At 46.3% G+C, this 21,240-nt stretch carries 18 protein-coding genes and 1 other annotated feature; of the genes, 15 read left to right on the forward strand and 3 right to left on the reverse strand.

All coding sequences use genetic code 11. The features are described from left to right. Window positions 1-110: 110 nt before the first annotated feature. The 5 genes from AC3RCI_RS12890 (at window position 111) to AC3RCI_RS12910 (ending at window position 2,756) form a co-directional block, all read left to right on the forward strand. Window positions 111-404 (forward strand): hypothetical protein, encoded by a 294-nt coding sequence (locus tag AC3RCI_RS12890; protein ID WP_095287440.1) that lies wholly within the window; start codon window positions 111-113, stop codon window positions 402-404. A gap of 183 nt (window positions 405-587) precedes the next feature. Continuing rightward, entirely contained in the window at window positions 588-1,163 is a 576-nt protein-coding gene (locus tag AC3RCI_RS12895; RefSeq protein WP_110822386.1) for a GNAT family N-acetyltransferase, read from the forward strand. Beyond that, window positions 1,160-1,510: a VOC family protein gene (locus tag AC3RCI_RS12900; protein ID WP_095358338.1), complete on the forward strand. Its 351-nt coding sequence runs from the start codon at window positions 1,160-1,162 to the stop codon at window positions 1,508-1,510. Before AC3RCI_RS12895 ends, AC3RCI_RS12900 begins: the two co-directional genes overlap by 4 nt. Before the next feature lie 41 nt (window positions 1,511-1,551). Continuing rightward, window positions 1,552-2,100 carry a hypothetical protein gene (locus AC3RCI_RS12905; RefSeq protein ID WP_492529329.1) on the forward strand — a complete coding sequence of 183 codons (549 nt, stop codon included), beginning with the start codon at window positions 1,552-1,554 and terminating at the stop codon, window positions 2,098-2,100. A 65-nt stretch (window positions 2,101-2,165) separates the two neighbouring features. Continuing rightward, window positions 2,166-2,756, forward strand: a complete 591-nt coding sequence (locus AC3RCI_RS12910) for an HAD family hydrolase (protein ID WP_492529331.1) — start codon at window positions 2,166-2,168, stop codon at window positions 2,754-2,756. A 73-nt stretch (window positions 2,757-2,829) separates the two neighbouring features. Here AC3RCI_RS12910 and AC3RCI_RS12915 read toward each other — a convergent pair whose 3' ends face one another. Next, window positions 2,830-4,368: a sensor histidine kinase gene (locus tag AC3RCI_RS12915; protein ID WP_492529333.1), complete on the reverse strand. Its 1,539-nt coding sequence runs from the start codon at window positions 4,366-4,368 to the stop codon at window positions 2,830-2,832. Continuing rightward, entirely contained in the window at window positions 4,368-5,051 is a 684-nt protein-coding gene (locus AC3RCI_RS12920) for a response regulator transcription factor (protein WP_492474110.1), read from the reverse strand. The genes AC3RCI_RS12915 and AC3RCI_RS12920 overlap by 1 nt, the downstream gene beginning before the upstream one ends. 196 nt (window positions 5,052-5,247) lie before the next feature. On the opposite strand from AC3RCI_RS12920, the gene AC3RCI_RS12925 reads away from it, so the two are divergent. The 5 genes from AC3RCI_RS12925 to asd all read left to right on the forward strand — a co-directional run bounded on the left by AC3RCI_RS12925 (window position 5,248) and on the right by asd (window position 11,548). After that, on the forward strand, window positions 5,248-7,500 hold the full coding sequence (locus AC3RCI_RS12925; protein WP_492529335.1) for a glycosyltransferase family 39 protein: 2,253 nt from the start codon (window positions 5,248-5,250) through the stop codon (window positions 7,498-7,500). 46 nt (window positions 7,501-7,546) lie between these two features. Continuing rightward, window positions 7,547-8,533, forward strand: coding sequence for a glycosyltransferase family 2 protein (locus tag AC3RCI_RS12930; protein WP_336779865.1), 987 nt, complete (start codon window positions 7,547-7,549; stop codon window positions 8,531-8,533). After that, complete coding sequence (locus AC3RCI_RS12935; protein ID WP_492529337.1) at window positions 8,526-8,963, forward strand: GtrA family protein; 438 nt, start codon at window positions 8,526-8,528, stop codon at window positions 8,961-8,963. Before AC3RCI_RS12930 ends, AC3RCI_RS12935 begins: the two co-directional genes overlap by 8 nt. A gap of 1 nt (window position 8,964) precedes the next feature. Continuing rightward, the gene (galU, locus tag AC3RCI_RS12940; RefSeq protein WP_492529339.1) at window positions 8,965-9,837 is read left to right on the forward strand and encodes a UTP--glucose-1-phosphate uridylyltransferase GalU; all 873 of its coding nucleotides are present in this window, start codon (window positions 8,965-8,967) and stop codon (window positions 9,835-9,837) included. Between the two features lie 185 nt (window positions 9,838-10,022). Continuing rightward, window positions 10,023-10,294, forward strand: a binding site (T-box leader). A 168-nt stretch (window positions 10,295-10,462) separates the two neighbouring features. Further along, a complete protein-coding gene (gene asd / locus AC3RCI_RS12945; protein ID WP_492529341.1) occupies window positions 10,463-11,548 on the forward strand; it encodes an aspartate-semialdehyde dehydrogenase in 1,086 nt (361 codons plus the stop codon). A 62-nt stretch (window positions 11,549-11,610) separates the two neighbouring features. On the opposite strand, the gene AC3RCI_RS12950 is transcribed toward asd, so the two are convergent. Next, window positions 11,611-12,579, reverse strand: coding sequence for a bile acid:sodium symporter family protein (locus tag AC3RCI_RS12950; protein ID WP_153978271.1), 969 nt, complete (start codon window positions 12,577-12,579; stop codon window positions 11,611-11,613). A 142-nt stretch (window positions 12,580-12,721) separates the two neighbouring features. Between AC3RCI_RS12950 and AC3RCI_RS12955 the strand changes: the two genes are divergently transcribed. From AC3RCI_RS12955 to AC3RCI_RS12975, 5 genes are all read left to right on the forward strand, one after another. After that, complete coding sequence (locus AC3RCI_RS12955; RefSeq protein ID WP_492529343.1) at window positions 12,722-13,192, forward strand: DUF6376 family protein; 471 nt, start codon at window positions 12,722-12,724, stop codon at window positions 13,190-13,192. A 448-nt stretch (window positions 13,193-13,640) separates the two neighbouring features. Then, window positions 13,641-14,438, forward strand: coding sequence for a sulfite exporter TauE/SafE family protein (locus AC3RCI_RS12960; protein WP_492529345.1), 798 nt, complete (start codon window positions 13,641-13,643; stop codon window positions 14,436-14,438). A gap of 189 nt (window positions 14,439-14,627) precedes the next feature. Next, window positions 14,628-17,012, forward strand: coding sequence for a polyprenyl synthetase family protein (locus tag AC3RCI_RS12965; RefSeq protein WP_492529347.1), 2,385 nt, complete (start codon window positions 14,628-14,630; stop codon window positions 17,010-17,012). Window positions 17,013-17,285: 273 nt separating this feature from the next. Next, the gene (locus AC3RCI_RS12970) at window positions 17,286-19,919 is read left to right on the forward strand and encodes a PAS domain S-box protein (RefSeq protein ID WP_492529349.1); all 2,634 of its coding nucleotides are present in this window, start codon (window positions 17,286-17,288) and stop codon (window positions 19,917-19,919) included. Window positions 19,920-20,484: 565 nt separating this feature from the next. Then, window positions 20,485-21,216, forward strand: coding sequence for a Stf0 family sulfotransferase (locus AC3RCI_RS12975; protein ID WP_154893364.1), 732 nt, complete (start codon window positions 20,485-20,487; stop codon window positions 21,214-21,216). Window positions 21,217-21,240 lie beyond the last annotated feature (24 nt).

A 21,240-nucleotide genomic window follows, 5' to 3' on the forward strand; every position in this document is an offset into this window, starting at 1 on the left:
AATCAAGGTAAGAAACGCAGTGTTTTCCAGAGATGATGCATAAATGGTATGGTTTTCGCTCAAAATAGACGTGCTTTGGAATCCTCAAGGCGGATATGGAGGGACGAACAATGAAGGACAAATTTTTGCACGAAGAACGGCGCGAATATACCGATCTGTCCACGGTGGAGTCGCAGCGGAATGATCTCGCACTGGAGGAGTTTCCGGAAGGCCCTTACGGCTCATCGTTACTTTCAGAATCACTTGGAAAGAGTTCGCCGTGGCGAGTGGATCAGCGATCCGCACATCGGTTTGACTATGAGAACCACGAGCTTCATGAAGGGGAAGTACGGGATTATCCGGGTCAGGATGTCTTCGACGAATCGGTTCCTGATCGCGTGACAAAGCCCCAATATTCGGAATAATCAGAGCGGTTCATCGTATACAAAAATAAATCACAGTCTTCTGGCAGAACGTTCTGCTTGGGGACTGTTTGGCGTTCATTTCAGTGAAAAAGAATCTACCACCTGTTCCACAATTTGGGTTATCATAGGTTTAGTTTCAACAGATGGTGAGTAAAAGAACGGACGGGAAATGGGGATGAAGAAATGAGAGAGATTGACTATAGCCATTACTTTTGGCAGGATGAGCAGATCAGGCTGCGTGCTCTGCGCGAGGAAGATTGGGAAGCTCATTATTATAATCGGTTTGATACACCTGCCCGTCGTCTGCTCGAATGTGCAGTGGAACTGCCGCCGACGTCTGCCGAGGCCAAACATTTTACAGAAAGCTTCTCCAATTTCTCCAGTACACATGGACGCATCATGTTCTCGATTGAGGATTGGCATGGAGAGTACCTTGGCGGCGCTAACATAAACAGTATAGATGAGAGGAACGGCACATTTAGCATTGGAATCCAGATCGATCGTGATCATCGGGGCAAAGGGATTGGAACGCGAGCCATTCGGATTATGCTGAAGTATGCCTTCTTCGAGAGAAGACTGAACAAATTTAACGATAGCGTCCTCGAAGGGAACGAACCCTCAGCAGCCATGATGAGAAAGCTGGGTTGCGTTCAGGAAGGTGTTCGACGCAAGGTCATATATACGAACGGCAGGTACCATGACATGATCCTTTTCGGATTAACCAAGGACGAGTTTATGGAGAAGGAGGGAATGGTATGAGCCCGATATTAAATCAGATCGGTACAGTGTTTATACCCGTCCGTGACATTGAGCGTGCAAAAGATTGGTATTGTGACCTCTTGGGCTTGCCTGCGGATGGCGAGATCCTGTTTGGTCATTTATACATCCTTCCAATGAACGGAACACGGATTGTGCTGGACAGCAAAATTTATGCCGAAGCGCATACGTTCAAAACGCCTGCATTCCATTTTGATACGGAAAATATTGAGGAAGCCTATGCGTTTATGCAATCCAAGGATGTTCACATAACGACACCCATTGAGCATGATCACTGGTTTAACTTTCAGGATCTGGATGGAAACCTGTTAATGGTGTGCAAGTGTTAGCTCGTAAAATGAATAAAAGGTGAAGTGTAGTAAGGGGGAGCATGAAGAAAATAATCTGGATAAGCACCATCCTGCTTGTGCTGTTGATTGTAGGTCTCAACCTTTTCTGGGATCGGATCTTCGGATATCCAACATTGGACCAGGCTGTCCAATCCAATTGGCAGACACCGGTGAAGATTGTGAATGTTGATCAGGAGAATCAGTTGGTCCTTTATCTGTACGAAACACAGTATGTATTTGCAGCCTATGAACAGAAGCGTGGGAGATTTCATGTAAATGCGGACACCGAGTCGGGTTGGACGGCCAGTTCAGATCTGGGTCCTGCGTTCCTCGTTGTCGCGGAGCCCAAAAACAATAACGGAAATTTCATGTGGGGTGCCTTATATTCTGACATCTCCATTGCCAAATTCCAAATTGAATATATTAATGGAGAGACTCATGCTGTAGAAGCAATAAATAATACGTTTATCGTGAGAATGCCAGTAGCCTTTCAAAACGAATCGCAGCTTAGTCTCATGGAGACGTTCGACAATATCCATGCCATCGATGCCAATCATCAGGTGATCCAGTCATGGAAACCGGAGAGTTAGTATGAGTTGGGGATATGGTGAGGAAACATTTACTCGAGAAAATCAATTTTAACAGAGGTGATGGAATGGAAGATAAACCTCAGCTTGTTTTGGATATAGCCGGAGTTCTGATTACGAATCTTTCCTCTTCATTTTGGCAGGAGCTTGCAGGTCATGCAGGCACGACTTTTCCTATATTCTTTGAACAGCTGAACGCTATTCGGATAGACCTCTGGACAGGAAAAATGAAAGAGGAACAGTTCTGGGTCTGGTTGCAATTGCAATACCCCAAGATAGACAAAACCTATGCATATGAATTACTAAATCGTACGACTGAAACATTACCTGCAATACATTATCTTGAACGATGGAGTCAGCACGCTGATATACATCTGCTAAGCAATCATTGCCATGAGTGGGTTAAACCGATATTGCTGACGATCGAAGAGCACACCAAAAGCATTACCATTTCGAATCAGGTCGGATTCTGCAAACCCCAAAGAGAAATTTATGAAATCGTAGAATCTCATATGAACTTTAGAACGCGTATTATATTTGTGGATGATCAATCGAAAAACTTTAAACCTGCTATGGAGCTGGGATGGGAAACAATGCTTGCAGACGAACAACATAATTGGATTAAAAAAATAGAACATAGACTTACCGAAGGTGCTTAGAATTGAAAAAAATGAGTATTGAGCCAATAACCCTTTCACAGTCCTAAGGAGCTGGAAAGGGTTATTAGTCATGCTAATGATCAAAAGTTGCCTCAGACAAAGGCAGCAAAATGGTAAACGTGGTTCCGCTGCCTAACTTGCTGTTCACCGCAATACTTCCGCCATGCGCTTCCACAATGGAACGTGTAATGGCTAGACCAAGGCCGGCGCCGCCTTCCTTTCTGGAACGGGAAGAGCTGGTCCGGTAGAAGCGTTCAAAAATATGGGGAAGATGTTCCGGTTCAATCCCGGTGCCGTTGTCTTTTATGGTCAGTTCGGCCTTGTTATGAACAGCATAAAGCGCCACAGTAATGGAACCGGATTCCGGGTGGGTATGCTGCACTGCATTGTGGAACAAATTGAGAACCACCTGCTTCAGCTTGTGCGGCTCAGCCATTATGGTTATACCGGCAGTCAGGTCGAAGTGTACATGGCGTTCCCGCGCCATCATGTTGAGCTGGGGCTGCATCTCCATCAGCAAATGATCCAGCTGAACAATCTCCTGTTCTTGCTTCGGAGCTTGATCTAGCTTGGTTAGCATAAGCAAATCTTCAACCAGTTTGTTAATTCGAACAGACTCCCCATACATGCTGTCCAGTGCCCTATACAGTTGTTCATGATTGGACGCTGCGCCTCGCTGGAGAACTTCGATGAATCCGTGGATGGACGTCAATGGAGTCCGCAGTTCATGGGAAGCATCGGACAGGAAACGCTGCATTTGTTCCTTGGATTCACGTTCCGCTTCAAATGATTGCTCGAGTCTTTCGAGCATGCCGTTGAACGACTGCGCGAGCTGATCCACTTCCTGTTGACCCTGCGTGGCGGGAAGACGCTCTGCCAAGCTGCCTGCATCGATCCGCTGTACGGTATCCACCATACTGGATAACGGAATCAGTGTACGGCGGAGCGTTTTGGTATAGAGAATGAGACCTGCGACCATCGCCAGAATGGATAACATGACGAAGATCAGCAGCTGTTTAACAATGAGGTCTCTTAATGGTTTCGTGGGGGTACCCATCTGAACCATGGAGAAATCCCGATTACGAGGCCCAGGCGAGGCAAAAACGATCAATTGCTCAGTGCCTGTACGATCCGTCACGATCTGGTAAGGGGCATGTCGTTTGTCCAATAATTGGTCCGTGATTGTTTTGTATTCGGCGGTAGTGAGCTGGGGTGCTGCCAGACCGTCTTCTTTACCGAATATATCCTCGAATGTACCATTTCGATCGAATAGGGCAAGTGAACGATCGGGAATGTAAAGCATCCTGTTACCCGACACGCGTGCATCTGAGCCTGCCTGTCCGGCAAATGGGTTATTGAATGACTCGTTCCGCGAAGATAAGCCGAGCCAGACAGGAGGCATGGACATGATCTGCTCTTCCATCGTTTTCGCCTGATTGCGATACAGAAAGCTCTCCATAATCCAGAACTGAAGCATGCCAATTAACAAGAATAAGGCTGCAAGAATAAACAAAGAGCGGGCGAGCAGCTGAGAACGGAGCGAACGGGGCCAAATTAACCGCTGCAGTCGTCCCTGAAGAGATTTGGTGGTAGGCTTCATTGAAGGACTCATCAGAGATCCACTCGGTATCCAACACCTCGAAGAGTGCGAATAAGTTTGTGCTCTTTATCCCCAAGTTTGTCACGCAGTGATCGTATATAGACCTCGACAATATTTTCTTCTCCGCCAAAATCATACCCCCATACACGACTAAGAATTGTCGCCTTGCTTAGCACGATACCGTGGTTCAGCACAATAAACTTCAATAGTTCATATTCGGTAGGGGACAACTCAAGAATCTGATCATGATAGGTGATCTCCTTGCGCTGATCGTCGATTCGGAAGGGACCATGTGTTACGGCCCCAATAAGCAATGGAAACTGATTACGCAGCCTTGCCTGGATCCGGGCGAGCAGCTCATCGAAGGCAAAGGGCTTGATCATATAATCGTCAGCACCAAGCCACAGACCTTTAACTCGATTCTCAACTTCGTCCTTGGCTGTAAGCATGATGACTCCAACCTGGGCTCCAGTCTTGCGCAGACGTTCAACCACCTCGAATCCATCCATTTCCGGCATCATGACGTCCAAAATGGCCATATGCGGATGGAACTCAAGTGCGAGTTCAAGTGCTGCAGCACCATCCGGAGCCGTGCGTACATCAAAACCCTCATTACTCAATCCAAGCTCCAAAAATTGCAAAATATGTGGTTCATCATCCGCCAAAAGGATTTTAATCCCGGTACTTAACTTCATAAGCGGGCATGCCTCCCTGTTAAATCCATCTAATGAATGCCTCAAAAAGTTGAGGGCTTTATGTTGTATTATCGCTTGCCAAGCTGAAAATTAGCTGAAAGGTTTGGAACTTATCCTCAGTTAACATTCAGCGGGGACTCATCCCAATTTTATTTTGGCATGTCACAATACAATCATGAAGAACGAGAAGGAGTGATTGACATTGAAACATGCCAAACGAAGGATTGATCTGGTCCTTCTGCCGATTGTCATATTGGCGGCAATTCTGAACGGATACGGGATTTGGAACGATTCATATGCCAATTCCTACTATACGACCGCCGTAGGGAGCATGCTGAGAAATTTCCACAATTTCTTCTATGCATCCCTTGATTCGGCTGGCTCCGTAACGGTAGATAAACCACCCGTCGTGTTTTGGATTCAGACGGCTTTTGCCTATGTTTTCGGATTGCATGGTTGGAGTGTTATTTTGCCGCAAGTGTTAGCGGGAATTGGTTCGGTACTGATTATTTATTTTATGGTTAAACCAACCTTTGGACTTGCTGCGGCACGTATTGCTGCTCTGGCTATGGCTACGGTTCCCGTTGTGGCGGCAGTAAGTCGTACCAACAATATCGACAGCATGCTGGTATTTACGCTATTGCTCGGTTCCTGGTTTTTGTTCAAAGGTACCAAGCAGGGCAGTCCGTGGCGGATCCTCGCAGCATTTGGCCTTATTGGACTGGCATTTAACATGAAAATGCTTCAGGCCTACATGATTCTTCCGGCATTTTATATCTTCTACCTGCTTGCATTCCAGGCGAAATGGAGAAAGAAGATCCTTCTGCTTATTGGCAGTACCGCAGTACTGGCAGTTGTTTCCCTATCCTGGGCAGTGACGGTCGATTCTATTCCGGAAAGTCAGCGGCCTTACATAGGAAGCAGCGAAACCAATTCGGTGCTGGAGCTTGCTTTTGGCTATAACGGTCTGTCCCGTCTTACTGGTCAGCAGAACAGAACCGCTGGTGCAGGCATGCCTAACATGGCAGATGATCGAAACCGTGATGATGCTTCCGCACCAGCCTCGGATTCTGATTCATCAGACAACTCCGTTGCTGCAGGCAACCCTTCAAGCGACGGTTTAAAGCGTGAGATGGGGCAAATGAACGGAATGAATTTCCCGCAAGGCGGACAGTTGCCGAACGGCGCTGAAATGCCAAACGGAAGCAATTTCGGTGGCGGCAATGGTGGCGGAATGGGTGGCATGTTCGGCACAGGGGAGAAAGGTGTGCTTCGATTGTTCCAGACTGAACTGTCCGGCCAGGCCAGCTGGCTTCTGCCAACGGCACTGCTGGGATGCATTGCTCTCTTTGCGGGGTTCAGACGGAGAAATATTACGATGAAACATAAGGAAGCTGCGTTTTGGCTGATCTGGTTGCTTCCGGTTGCGGCGTTCTTCAGTGTGGCTGGTTTCTTCCACCAATATTACCTGATCATGCTGGCCCCGCCAGTTGCAGCTTTGACTGGTGCCGGATTTGTAGCCATGTGGCAGGCCTATCGAGAACGTAACGGGTGGCAAGCCTGGCTGCTTCCTCTTGCCGTTCTGCTTACGACGATCTTCGGCTGGTATATCATGCAGGTTTATGATGACACCATCGGTGCAGGGTGGTCGATCAGCGAACTCATTGCAGGCATTGTGATTACGCTGATTCTAATTGTAATGCTCAATCGTTCACATCAATGGAAGCAAGGCATCATTGTGGCAGGGTTTATGGTTATGCTTATTGGTCCAGTCTATTGGGCATTCACGCCAATTACCTACGGCGGTAACAGCATGATTCCTGCCGCGGGTCCTACAGGTTCGAATGGAATGTTCGGCGGCATGGGCATGGCTATGGGAGGCAGACAAGGTGATCGAGATAGCGAGATGACTCTACCTAATGCTGCAAGTGATACAAATCCATCCTTCCCTGGTGCTTCTGGCAGCGGTGCTGCTGGTGATCCATTGAGTACAGGAACACCTCCGGCATCTGGTGGAAACATGTTTGGCGGTGGTGGCATGGGAGCAGCTGGCGGACGAGGCGGAGCCGGAAACAGGAACGAAGAAGTAGATACAACAACACTGAATTATCTCAGAGAAAATAACACAGGAGAGACCTATCTTTTTGCAACGACAGACTATAATCAGGCAGCTCCATACATCATTGATGAGAACGAGGCTGTCATTACACTCGGAGGCTTCTCCGGTTCTGATCCGGTCTATACCACGGAGGAACTGGCAGAGCTCGTGAAGAGCGGACAAGTGAAATACTTCATGGTTGGCGGCATGGGCGGCCGAGGAGGTAATTCGGATATTAGCAGCTGGATCATGGAACATGGTACCGAAATTCCGGCATCAGAGTGGATGTCAGGTACGGATAGCGGGGCTGGCTTCGGCGGACAGAGCACCCTATACGAAGTGAAGTTATAGAGATGGTCAAGTGGAACGAACTGAAATTGAAAAGGAGGGAACGAATATGGCCCAAAAGTGCCGTTACAGCATCATTATTCCGATGTACAACGAAGAGGCAGTCATTGAAGAAACCTATCGACGGGTGAAAAAGGTGATGGGCAGTACGGGAGAAACGTATGAACTGTTGTTTGTCAACGATGGCAGTGTCGACCGAAGTGCGCAGATGATCCGTGACTATGCACGTTGGGATGAAAGTGTAAAATTAATTGATTTTGCACGCAACTTCGGTCACCAGATCGCGATTACTGCAGGGATGGATTATGCGGCAGGTGATGCAGTTGTCATTATTGATGCGGACCTTCAGGACCCTCCCGAACTGATTCTGGACATGATTGCCAAATGGAAAGAGGGCTATGAGGTAGTGTATGCCCGCCGGACCAGACGAAGTGGGGAGACCCGCTTTAAGAAATGGTCTGCAAGCATGTTTTACCGCGTACTCCGGGCATCAACCGATACGGATATTCCAGTGGATACAGGAGATTTCCGATTAATCGATCGCAAAGTGTGCGATGAGATGAAACGTCTTCCGGAAAAAAATCGATTTGTCCGTGGTTTGGTCAGCTGGGTTGGATTCAGACAAACAGCGATCGAATACGAACGAGATGAGCGTCTAGCAGGGGAGACCAAGTATCCGCTAAAACGCATGTTGAAACTGAGCCTGGATGGTATTACTTCCTTCTCGTATAAACCGCTCAAGCTTGCGGGTTACTTGGGAGCTATTCTGTCCGTTGGCGGATTCATCTACATGCTCAGCGTGATCATTTCTGCGATTTTCACCGATTCAACGATCAAAGGCTGGCCTTCCATCGTCAGCATCATGCTGATATTTAATGGATTTATTCTCATTATGCTGGGCATTCTTGGGGAGTACATTGGCCGGATCTATGATGAAACCAAGGCAAGACCCTTATACATTGTGCGTGACGTGTATCAATTGGAGAGTCAGTCCGGACAAGTGCGGATGACAGGCAGAGTTGCTCACCATGATTAATCGGTTGGTCACACTGATCAAATTCGGAATCGTAGGTGTGGTGAATACGGCGGTGGATGCATTGGTGTTTACCATGCTCGCCGCCCTAGGCGCACCCGCTCTGATTGCCCAGGTCATTTCCTATAGCTGCGGCGTATTGAATAGTTATTGGTGGAACGGACGATGGACGTTCAGGGATGCACGAAGACAAGGTCCAAATAATGAATTGCTGCGTTTTGTGACTACTAATCTGATTATCCTCGTCTTAATATCTCTGATCTTGTTTCTCTCGAACCACATACTTGGCTGGAACCTGGTCATAAGCAAAGCAGCAGCAACCCTCTTGGGCATGATCCTGAACTATATTGCCAGTCGATATTGGGTTTTCCGTGCTGTGTCCGCGACAGCGCCCTGTCCGAATACAGATGCGAACGAAAGGAGTGTTTCATGATATGAGAATCAAAAAGGCAGTCATTCCGGCAGCGGGACTCGGAACACGATTCCTACCGGCAACCAAGGCTCAGCCGAAAGAAATGCTGCCCATTGTGGATAAACCCGCCATTCAATATATTGTTGAAGAAGCGGTTCAATCGGGTATTGAAAATATTATTATTGTGACCGGACGTAATAAAAAATCGATCGAGGATCATTTTGACAAATCGGTGGAACTGGAACACTCCCTTTATGCCAAAGGCAAACAGGATTTGCTCGAGCAAGTGCAGGCGATAAGTGATATGGCAAGCATTCATTTTATCCGTCAAAAAGAACCACTGGGACTAGGACATGCCATCGGATGTGCGCGTCAGTTTGTGGGAGAGGATCCGTTCGCTGTGCTGCTTGGGGATGATATTATGGTATCCGATCCGCCGGCACTTGCACAGATGATTCATTTGTATGAAAAGACCGGCAGTCAGGTCGTTGGTGTACGTCAAGTGCAGCCTGCAGATGTAAGCAAATATGGAATTATCGATTCAGCGGGTGCGGAAGATCGGGTTCACCGAATTATGAATCTGGTGGAGAAGCCCTCAATAGAGGAGGCACCATCAAGGAATGCGGTAATGGGACGTTATATTCTGAAACCATCGATATTTCCCATTTTGGATCGGATCGAGAGAGGCGCAGGAGGAGAATATCAATTAACCGATGCATTAAAAGAAGTGAGTCAGCTGGAAGAGCTGCTCGCTCTTGAGCTTGAGGGCCGCCGCTACGATATTGGCAATCAGTTCGGTTACATCCAGGCTATTTTGGAGATCGGGCTCATGCGTAAGGAGCTGCAGCCGGTATTGACCCCATACCTCAAACAGCTTGCGACGCAGTGGGGCTGAATTGCAGAATGTATAGGCACTTCAACTAATCCGGTAAAATCTGGTGATGTACGTATATTGCAGGCTTATTCTATTGGTAACGAATGCTTTTGTCACTAAAACGTAGTAAATAAATATCCATTTGCAGCAAATTATAAAAAATATGTTTACTTCGCAATGGTAACTTTGATATTATAATCGCAATATCAAATGCGACGAAGAGACGAGTAAATAAAAGTATTCTTTCTCAGAGAGCCCCGGCAGCTGAAAAGGGGTAAAGAATTTTTATTGAATAAAGACTCAGAGCAGCACATCGGAACTTGGCAATAAGGGATGGTGTGACAGGAGCTCCTGTTACAGAGCTGGAGTATAGGCTGTTACAACGAATTAACGGTTGTATCCTTAACTCATAGAGGCTGATATGGCGACATATGGGCGAATCTGGGTGGTACCACGAGTGTTCAATCTCGTCCCTGAGACATCTGTCTTGGGGGTGGGATTTTTTTGGTTTTTCCGGGGTGCTGGCAACACGCTTTGGAATCACCTGAATAGTGTTTACTAAGGGAAGAATCATGAAGTCCCATCAACCGATGCAGGAATGAAAATAGCGATTATCGAACTCACACCGAAAGGAAATGATGATTATATGACAGCAAAATTGAAAGTCGGCATTGTCGGAGGAACAGGAATGGTAGGCCAGCGTTTTGTAGACCTACTGGATGGCCATCCGTGGTTTGAAGTAACAGCCATTTCAGCAAGTGCCAACTCTGCAGGTAAAACATACGAAGAATCCGTTCAGGGCAGATGGAAACTTGCAGTTCCTATCCCGGAAGCTGTGAAACACATCGTTGTACAGGATGCCTCCCAGGTTGAAGCATTTGCCAGCCAGGTTGATTTTATCTTCTGTGCCGTAGATATGAAAAAGAATGAGATCCAAGCGCTTGAAGAAGCTTATGCCAAAACAGGCACTCCGGTTGTCTCCAACAACTCGGCTCATCGCTGGACTGCCGATGTACCTATGGTTATTCCAGAGATCAACCCAGGACACCTGGAAGTGATTGAAGCACAGCGTAAACGTCTGGGGACCAAAACTGGTTTCATCGCAGTTAAACCAAACTGCTCCATTCAGAGCTATGTACCTGCACTGCATGCGCTTCGTGAGTTCAACCCGACTCAAGTGGTTGCTTCCACGTATCAAGCCATTTCGGGAGCAGGCAAAAACTTCACGGATTGGCCTGAAATGCTGGATAATGTCATTCCATACATTGGTGGCGAAGAAGAGAAGAGCGAACAAGAGCCGCTTCGCATCTGGGGAAGCGTGCAAAACAACGAGATTGTGAAAGCTTCGTCTCCACTCATCACGACGCAATGTATCCGTGTTCCGGTAACGGATGGGCATCTGGCTACGGTATTTGTCAACTTTGAGAAAAAACCTTCCAAAGATGAAATTCTGGAGCGTTGGTTGCAATTCAAAGGGCGTCCGCAAGAGCTGGAATTGCCAAGTGCACCGAAACAGTTTATTACGTATTTCGAGGAAGAAAACAGACCGCAAACGAAACTTGATCGTGACATTGAACGCGGAATGGGCGTATCCACAGGAAGACTGCGTGAGGACTCCCTGTATGATTACAAATTCGTTGGTCTGTCTCATAACACATTGCGCGGTGCTGCAGGCGGCGCTGTCCTGATTGCTGAGCTGCTCAAAGCTGAGGGATATATTCAACCAAAATAAAAATGATCATTTGAAATACCAAAAAACGCCAACTGTTGTTGGCGTTTTTTGGGTTTACGTTCTTAGGCTGCCGACGTTTTGTCTGCATTTTGCAGCAGTTGTGAGCGACGTCCTAGCAGATAACCTGTCAGGGAAGCCAGCATTTGCTGAAATACCATTCCGAGAACAACCGGCACAGCAACGGGAGGTGGGAAATAGGATACGGCAAGCACCGCTCCTGCGCTGATATTGCGCATGCCTCCATTAAATACAAGCGCCACCTGGTCAGCCTCATTCCAGCCCAGCAATCTTGCAATGAAATAACTGAGTGCATAGCCTAAGGAAGCGAGGAAAATGATGATTGCCGCAAGACCTGCCAGTCTCCAGTTGAAATCGGCCAGATATGGAGCAACAACTGATCCGTTGATAGCAACTACCACCGCCATAAACAACTTGGAAAATGGATTCAGTCTTGGGCCCCATACTGGTACAATGGCTCCCTTGGTCCATTCATTCAGCAGCATACCCACCAATGATGGCACAACGATCATCCAAAACAGACTGCTCATGATAGCTCCCATATCGAGCGTAACGCTGGTGCCGATCAGGAGTGAAAGAACACCCGGAACGACAAAAGGGGCCAGCATGGTATCGATCAGGATGATGGATAGCGTCAGTGCAATATTGCCCCGGTAAATGCTAACCCAGATGAAGCTGCTTACACCTGTCGGAATTACGGCTGCCAGAACAAGTCCGGTTATCGTATAGGCGTCCATCGGAAAAACCAAATGGCCCATACCTAGTGCGATCAGAGGCATCGCTAAATGTAATATGAACAGACAAACAAACAGGGGAAAAGGCTTTTTCAAAACATTCAGAAAATCCCTGAACCCTAGACTGATGCTTCCCGCAAACGTCATAAATGCAAAAAGCCAAGGTGACAAAAAAGTGTACGAAGAAAGAAAACTTCCGCAAAGTACGCCAATGATAATGCTGGTTGGAGTAATCAGTGGCATGATGCGGTTCAAGCGCTGATTCAAAGCCTGAAGCATATTCATGACATCCCTTTACCGTGTGATTCTTCCATTATACATGTTCAATCCTATGAGTGCAGACCGATTTGCATTCGGGTATCCGGAACAGCTATCATTCAATTAAGTAAATAACTTCTGATATAAGGAAGGGAAGATGCTCATGATTTTACGTAAACGAAGGCAAACACTGATCATGACAGGCTTTATTGCTGCAAGTATTTTAGTCATCTCGGCTTGTTCTGTTGTGGAGCAGGCAAACGAAAGTTTAAACTATGTTAGCGGAGCAACGGATTATATCGAGCAAGTATCCAGTGCTGGCGCGGAGCTCCAGCAGCTCGCTTCGGATGCCGTCAACAATCCCCAGATCACCGAGCAGATTCAAACGAAAATTGATCAGATTCAAGCGGAAGCAAGTGAATTCTCCCAGCTTACGGCTCCGGCCATCGGTGAGAGCATCCATGAAAATTTGGTCAATTATAACAATCAGTTAACCGAAGTTGTGGATCAATTCGAGACCACCATAGCAGAGCAAGGCTTTACTGCAGAAAACTGGGAAAAGACAGGAATCCCGGATCTGATCAATAATATCAACAGTCTAAAAGATCCGTTGAGCGGATTAGGGAATGAATGAGCCAAATTTAAATATGAAGTAAAAAAGGTGCCAAACGTTATAATTCGTTTGGCACCTTTTCTTATATTTCTACATGTTGGAGTATGCGATTTCACTTGCTCTCAGGGCTTACTGCTTATCGAGGCAGCAGAGACGTGGTACAATGAGCAGGAATGTTTTTTTATCATTTTGTGGTGTCATACACAATGCGTACACCGAGAGAGCCGTAGCTTTCTTCCTTATAATTGCACTGGCTGCAGGTCTTGGTGGCGCAGAGCGAATCACTGCATACAAGCAATTTTTCGTTGCAATTAGGGCATTTATTTTCAAAAAGAGTCTTGAACAGATTAAGCATGCTTAATCACTCATTTCTGATTAATTTACTTGGTTTTTATTATAGCCGATAAATTTCGCCGCGTATACAGTTTTTTGACAAGGTTTTTCAAGCGCAAGAAAGGAAGAATTACCGATGGATGTTCTGCTTTTTATCATCATGTTTATACTGGGTCTGGTCGGTTCCTTCTTTTCCGGTTTACTGGGTATTGGTGGAGCTATTATTAACTACCCGCTGCTGCTGTATGTTCCCTCTCTTATGGGTATTGAGCCTTTTACTTCACATGAGGTTTCCTCCATTAGCATGTTCCAGGTATTCTTTTCCTCATTGGCAGGTGTAGTCGCATTTCAGAGAAAGAAGAGAAGGGTCCGAGATGGGCATGCTTTGGTGAATAGGACGCTCGTGGCATACATGGGCATCAGTATTCTCATCGGCAGCTTGATCGGAGGCATCATATCCGGCCATCTGGATGGAGAGGTCATTAATCTGATTTACGGCATATTGGCGGTTATCGCAATAATCCTCATGTTGATTCCGGGAAGAGGTACGGAAGATTCTGCTGATGTTGTGGAATTTAACCGATGGATTGCGGCAGGTTCGGCTCTGGCCGTGGGCGTTGTCTCGGGAATTGTTGGCGCTGGCGGTGCGTTTATTCTGATTCCCATCATGCTCACGGTGCTTCGTATTCCTACGAGAACGACGATTGCCTCGTCCCTGGCCATCGTGTTCATATCCGCGATTGGTGGAGTCATCGGGAAAGTCAGTGGTGGAAGCATTCCGATCGAGCCAGTCATCTACACCGTTATAGGGAGTCTGATAGGGGCATCACTCGGCTCGAGGGTCAGTTCAATGATCAATGTAAGTGTGCTTCGCTACGGTTTAATTGTTCTTATTGCTGTTACTGCCGTTAAAGTGTGGGCGTCTATACTATAAAAACAAGAATCAGTGGAGTGACCGTGACGATTACGTAACCAAACGGTTCAAGCGCCGTATAAAGGTTATGAACATGAGCTGGCGAATTTGATACAGCATGAATTCACAACAGTTTTCGTCCATGGAGCACCCTCAATCTCCTCTCATGGATACATGTTTAACATTAATAGAAGTTGAGGTATCCATCCTATGAATAACGCACTTATAGATCATGCTGAAGCAGGATATCAGTTAGCCGAGCATAAGGCAGCTCAGTACTTTGCTTCCCTTCAAAGCCAGTTAATAAATAACACATATACAACGGTTCTAATGCAGGATTTTCATTTATGGCAAAAGAAACATATTCATCGATTCTCATGGTTACCCTGGATATCACGAAGCTCAAGAAAACCCGATTCCCGGGATGTATATAGATATATCCACTGGTTGAACGTGACCGGCAAACTCGATGAGTATCTGGATCGCAGCATCTCCTATATTTATATGAGAGATCTGGGCAAGGCGCTGGATGCTCCTGAGACGCAGGCTCGTATTCAGCGGGTTGCGCAGGATACGAAGAAATATTTCATGCGTAAGGGTGGAGCGAAAGGCCAGGGCCAGCCTGATTTTATTAGCCTGGCGGCATTGTATCGCTGGGCTCAGAAGGAAAACGTGGAGACTGCCGTAATCTGGCTGATTCAGAAACTCGAAAACGTCGCTTCAAATATTCCGAAGGAGCTCGATGCAGAGCAGGCACAACGCAAGCTGATTAAGATCATTCTTGGCGTTGTTCTGCATGTGAATGATGAATTGGATGAGACGACGCCAATTCCGGAGCGTTCGAAGAGATTTGATGCAGCCATCAGATTGGGGTATTCTTACGGGTTAACCTATCCTTTTATAGACGATCTGTTGGATTCACAGGCCCTGACTTCCCAGGAGAAAGAACAGTATTCCCTCCTGATTCGAAAGGCGCTTCTTACAGGAATTGTTCCTGACATTGGCGAGTGGCACGGAGACAATGAGGAAGTCATTCGCTATGTTCACTCAGAGCTGCGTGAGGCATTTGAATACATCAAGAATTACCAGCGACCTGAGATGCAGCGAACCTTTTTCGAGCAATCCTATGTGTTTTTTCAGTCCCAAGAGCTGGACCGGGCGAAGAAACTTACCAATGCGAACTATACCAATGAAGAGCTCTATATCCCGATTATTATCAAGTCATCTTCATCCAGGCTGATTGTTCGTTCCGTCCTGAGCGCTTCGGAGGATGAAGGCTTTGATCTCCGCACGTTCTATTATGGAATTTACAATCAACTGGCAGATGATTTTGCAGATATGTTTGATGATTTGGAAGAGGGGGCAGTGACCCCGTACACGTATTATCTGAAATACCGGGATTTGCGTCCTGACTTAATTAATCCATATGAGCTCTATTGGACAGTGATCTCTCATTTGATCCATAGCGTGTATGACTCGGATGCCAAGACACGTGAGGTTATATTGGATCGTGCGATCAATGGCCTCAAGCGCAGCAGGGAACGACTGGGACCAGCGAAATATAATGAAATTATGGACATCTTTGCTTCGGGTCAGCCTGAATTTAACGATCTCATTCAACGAATGGTTCGAAAAGCGGATGATGTGGACTTTCTCGATAAATTGCTCAGGGATCAGGTTATTGTCCATCTGAAGAATGACAAAAAGGAAAAAGAAGATTTTATTCAAACGGTTCGAAACGTTCGTGAACGGATCAACATGGAAGTTCAAATATCCAAACCGAATGCAATTCCGGAAATGAAAGAAACGCTGATTGATGCAGCCAATTACAGCCTGCAGGGGAGCGGCAAACGGCTGAGGCCGATCTTAACCTGGGTTATGGGTGTGCGAGAGTATGGGCTGACAGAAGCATCGATCGTTCCGCTACTAAGGTCACTGGAGTATATGCATACCGCTTCCCTCATTTTTGATGATCTGCCAACGCAGGATAATGCTTCAACCAGGCGGGGGCGTTCAACCTTGCATCAGGTGCATAACAGCGCCACAGCTGAATTAACAGGCCTCTTTCTGATTCAGAAAGCCATTGGAGAACAATCCTCGCTCAGTCAATTCGATGCTGCAACGGTGCTAACCTTGATCCGATATTCGGCTGAAAAAGCAGAAGACATGTGTATGGGGCAGGCGATGGACCTAAACGCCAAAGGAAAAGCGCTGACGTTGGATCAACTGAACATGATCTGCTTCTACAAAACAGGGATTGCCTTTGAAGCGGCGCTTGTCATGCCTGCTATTCTGGCACAGGTTAAGGATTCTGAAATTTCTTCCTTGAAGACATTTGCCTACCATGCGGGTATCGCTTTTCAAATCAAGGATGATCTGCTGGATCTGGACGGGAATGACCTGGTGCTTGGTAAACCAGCCGGGCAGGATGTCCGTAACAACAATTCAACCTTCGTTTCCATCCTTGGGGAGGATGGAGCGAAAAAAGCAATGTGGGAGCATTATTGTCTCGCAACGGATGCACTTGCCGAAATGCCGAAGCATATCCCTTTTTTGAAACATCTGTTGGATTACATTGTTGGGCGTGAGCGCTGACAGAATTTACTCGCGATTTCGTGCACCATATGACTTATAATGAATTTTAGCGACAAAGGTCGGGAATTCCATGTCTATGGGATCCAGGCCTTGTTTCCGTTTAAAAGACACAAATCTCTTGGAAACTGATGTTTCAATCGCTATAATACGGGGTACTAAGCAGTTATTATGGTTCTAAAACGACTATCCCTTTCGGAACGGACAAGATGAAGCAAAATTCGAAATTTCGACAAACTATTACATGAGTATATATTTCAAAAAGGAGATTTTAAAATGCAGGTTCAAAAGGTTGACCATCACGAATTGTTCGAGCAGATTTATAACCAGGCACCTATCGGAATTGCACTCGTGGCTCCTTCAGGTCAATGGATGAAAGTAAACCCTGCATTTTGCTGCATGATGGGCTATACCAGTGAGGAACTCATGAATCTCAGCTACCAGGATATTACACATCCGAATGACTGCCCGCAGGATGTAGTCTATGCTTGTGATTTGTTTGAAGGCAGATCGAAAGAGTATACGTACGAAAAGCGCTACATCAAAAAAAATGGTGACGTACTCTGGATTTCATTGCATATAGCCTTGGCTCGGGATGAAAGTACAGATGAGCCGCTTTATTTCATTTGTCATATTATAGATATCACAGATCGGAAGTTGTCCGAACAAAAACTCCTGCACAGTGAAGAGATGTTTAAACTGATTTCGGATAATGCACAGGAGATTATCTACATTGCCAATCTCGATGGGGTTTGTAGGTTCTGCTCACCTTCGGTTCGCGATCTGCTGGGTTACTCTCCAGAGGACATTATCGGCCAGAATAACAATGCCTATTTCCATCCGTTTGATTTGGAACAGATCTCACAGATGGACTTGACTACCGGAAATATGCTGAATATCAGAGTTCGCCATAAAGATGGACATTATCTATGGTTCGAGACCACATACAAGATTATTGGGGATGCCGAGCAAGAACGGCAGATACTTACCATTGGACGAGACATATCTGAGCGAAAGAAACATGAAGAGATCAGTGCAGAGGCTGAGCGCATTGCGATGATTGGTAGTTGGGAATGGGACATGGTCAATGATCAAATCGCCACTTCAGATCAGGTACTTGAAATTTTCGAGCTCGAGCGCACACACAAACGCTACCGGGCAAGGGATGTTCTTCGGGTGATGAATCCCGCGGATGCAGCATCCTTGCAAGAAAAAATCAGAGGCACGAAGCAAGGAGAACCGCTTGATTTCGAATACAAACATATACGCTCTGATGGAAGTGAGAAATATCTTCATTTGCGCGGGTTGATTACGTTTGATGAACATCATCAGCCAGTACAATTGAACGGAACATTGCAGGACATCACCGAACGGAAACTCATTGAATTTAAACTGCAGGAATCCGTGGAACGTTACACTTCACTTAAAAAATATAATCATGACGCCATTATCTCGTTTAATATGGACGGTAACATCATGAATGCCAACCCTGTAGCGGTGAAGATGACAGGGTGTCCTGTGTCAGACATGATCGGCACGAGTATTAGCAGGTTCATCGGAGCTGTCAATCTGGGAATGATCCTGCGCAGCAACTACGAATTGGCTGAGAAGGAGATTAACGCCGTTCGTCACACGGATGGCAGTGAGACAGAAGTGTTGGCTACACTTGCTCCGATCATCATCAACAAGACCAATGTCGGATTCTATCTGATTGCGAAGGATATTACGGAACAGAAGAATCTGCTTGTGGCCAAAGAGACCGCCGAGAGAATGAACAAGGCCAAAAGTGAATTTTTGGCAATGATGAGCCATGAAATTCGCACACCGATGAACGGTGTTATCGGGATGACCGACCTGCTTCTGGATACACCGGGACTTAGTGAGGAGCAAAAGGAATATATTCAAATTATTCAGAAGAGTGGAGATTCCTTGCTGGCCATCATCAATGATATCCTGGATTTCTCGAAAATAGAGTCAGGTAAAACGGATCTGGTAGATGATCCCTTTGATGTTGGGGAAATTGTGACAGAGACCGTGCAAATTGTGAAACCACTGGCTCGTGAAAAGGAGCTGGATATTCGTTTATGTCTGGATGAGGCCATACCGACTCCGCTCTATGGCGATGCTTACCGTTTGAAGCAAGTACTTACCAACATTATCGGCAATGCGGTCAAATTTACGCCAGAAGGCAGTGTGGCAATTGAAGTTGGAGTTAAGGAGCAGTGCAGCAATAACCTCCTTCTGCAATTTAAGGTGAAGGATTCGGGCATAGGGATACCTGCTGAGAAAAGACAACAATTGTTTGAGCCGTTCTATCAGTTGGAGAACTTTATGACCCGTAAACCTCAAGGGACTGGTCTGGGGTTAGCCATTAGTAAGAAGCTGGTAGAGCTCATGCAGGGCGATATCTGGATCGAGGAATCGGATGAACCAGGTACAACCTTTATATTTACGGCTTCCTTCAAATTAAATAATGATGAAGGTAGCAACCAGTTTGATGAACAGCAGAAAAAGAACAGAAGTACACCTCTGCGCATTCTGATTGCGGAAGACAATGAGGTCAATTTGCTTGTCCTTAGCCGGATGGTTGAGAAAAAGGGACATTTTGTAGATCGTGTGGCAGATGGTGTGGAGGCTGTTGAGAAGGTCAAACGTAATGCATATGATATTGTTTTTATGGATGTGCATATGCCGCGGCTTGACGGATTTGAAGCCACTAGAGCGATTAAGGAACTTTCGGACCCGGAAGCATGTCCATATATTGTTGCGGTTACGGCAAATGCCGTCCGAGGCGATAGGGATAAATGCTTGAAGGCGGGCATGGATGATTATGTAAGCAAACCTATTAAGAGCGAGGCCATCATGCAAGTGATGGAGAGGTATTATCACAAGAAACAAATCCATCATTGAGCTCGTAAAAAAGGATCATTCCTGAACGAGTCAGCACCTGATGGGCAATAGAGCCGCTAACTTATCCTAGATAAGGCAGCGGTTTTTTGCTACGATTCCTAATCTAACGTATGATCGTTAAGCTAACCACATATGATAATAAACATGTAGGAAATAACAATTCAGACAAAATGTTCTTGACGTAATGTGGTGGAGCGAATACAATTAACAACAAATATGTGTAACGGGTGGGTAGTTGAATATGTTCATGCCAATATGGGATATACATTCACTAACTGAATAAGCATGAGCATAGCTACGATCTTAGGATGAATGTCAGTGTGTAGACAGTCGTGCTTGTGCAGCCCCTGTCGTGGACACTATTCATTATTGCGATGCAGAGGAGAAATCCGGAAACGATTTTGATTTCATATGGTTCTCTTGTAGATACAAAGCTGTAGATGAACATCAGTTCATCTATGGCTTTTTTGCATGCATCCCGCCAATCGGTTCACATGGAAAGGAGATCTTGTAGGTCTGGGCTTCAATTCATTTTATATCCTGAGGGAAGAAAGTTGGTAAAGGAATGAAAAAACCTTCTCAAAGCTATACGATTTGGTTTTCCCAACGCACAGGCAGTACACTGCTAGGTGAAGCTTTAGGTTCAACAGGCATTGCAGGTAAACCTGGTGAATGGCTGCATTTTCAGTATAAGAGTCCGGAAACGTTGCAGCGCGCAGATCTGGAGCAAATCTGGGAGATGGGTACAACACCTAATGGGGTATTCGGCATCAAAATCAATTTTGAACAGCGTTGGATCGATGCCATTCGCCAACTGTATCAGCTGCCATCCGAAACGCCGAGGGCGGAAGTATGGAGTACAGGTTTCCCCAACTGCACGAAGCATATTTACATGACACGCCGAAACAAAGTGAGGTTGGCTGTCTCCTGGTGGCGGGCCATTGTTTCAGGTGAGTGGCATCGTCAGCATGGTGCTCAGGCTGAAGAGAAAGATATTGCAGATCAATACCATTTTGATGCCATTAAACATTTGCTTGTTGAGAGCAGTATGTGTGAAGCTGCCATCGAAGATTTCCTTTCGGAGTCGGGCATCGTCCCTTTGACGATTGTATACGAGGATTTCGTACAAAATTACGAGGGGACCGTCCGGAAGGTGCTGGAGTACTTGGATGTTTCGTCTGCTGACGTTACCGTTGCGCCCCCGGCTTTTGACCCTATCGCAGATGAGATATCCGAACAATGGGTACAAAGGTTCCGGGAAGATTGCCAGAAGGGTTGGGAGAATACAAGATGGTAAAACCACAAGTCAAATATGATGTTT

Source organism: Paenibacillus sp. MT124 (assembly GCF_058792755.1).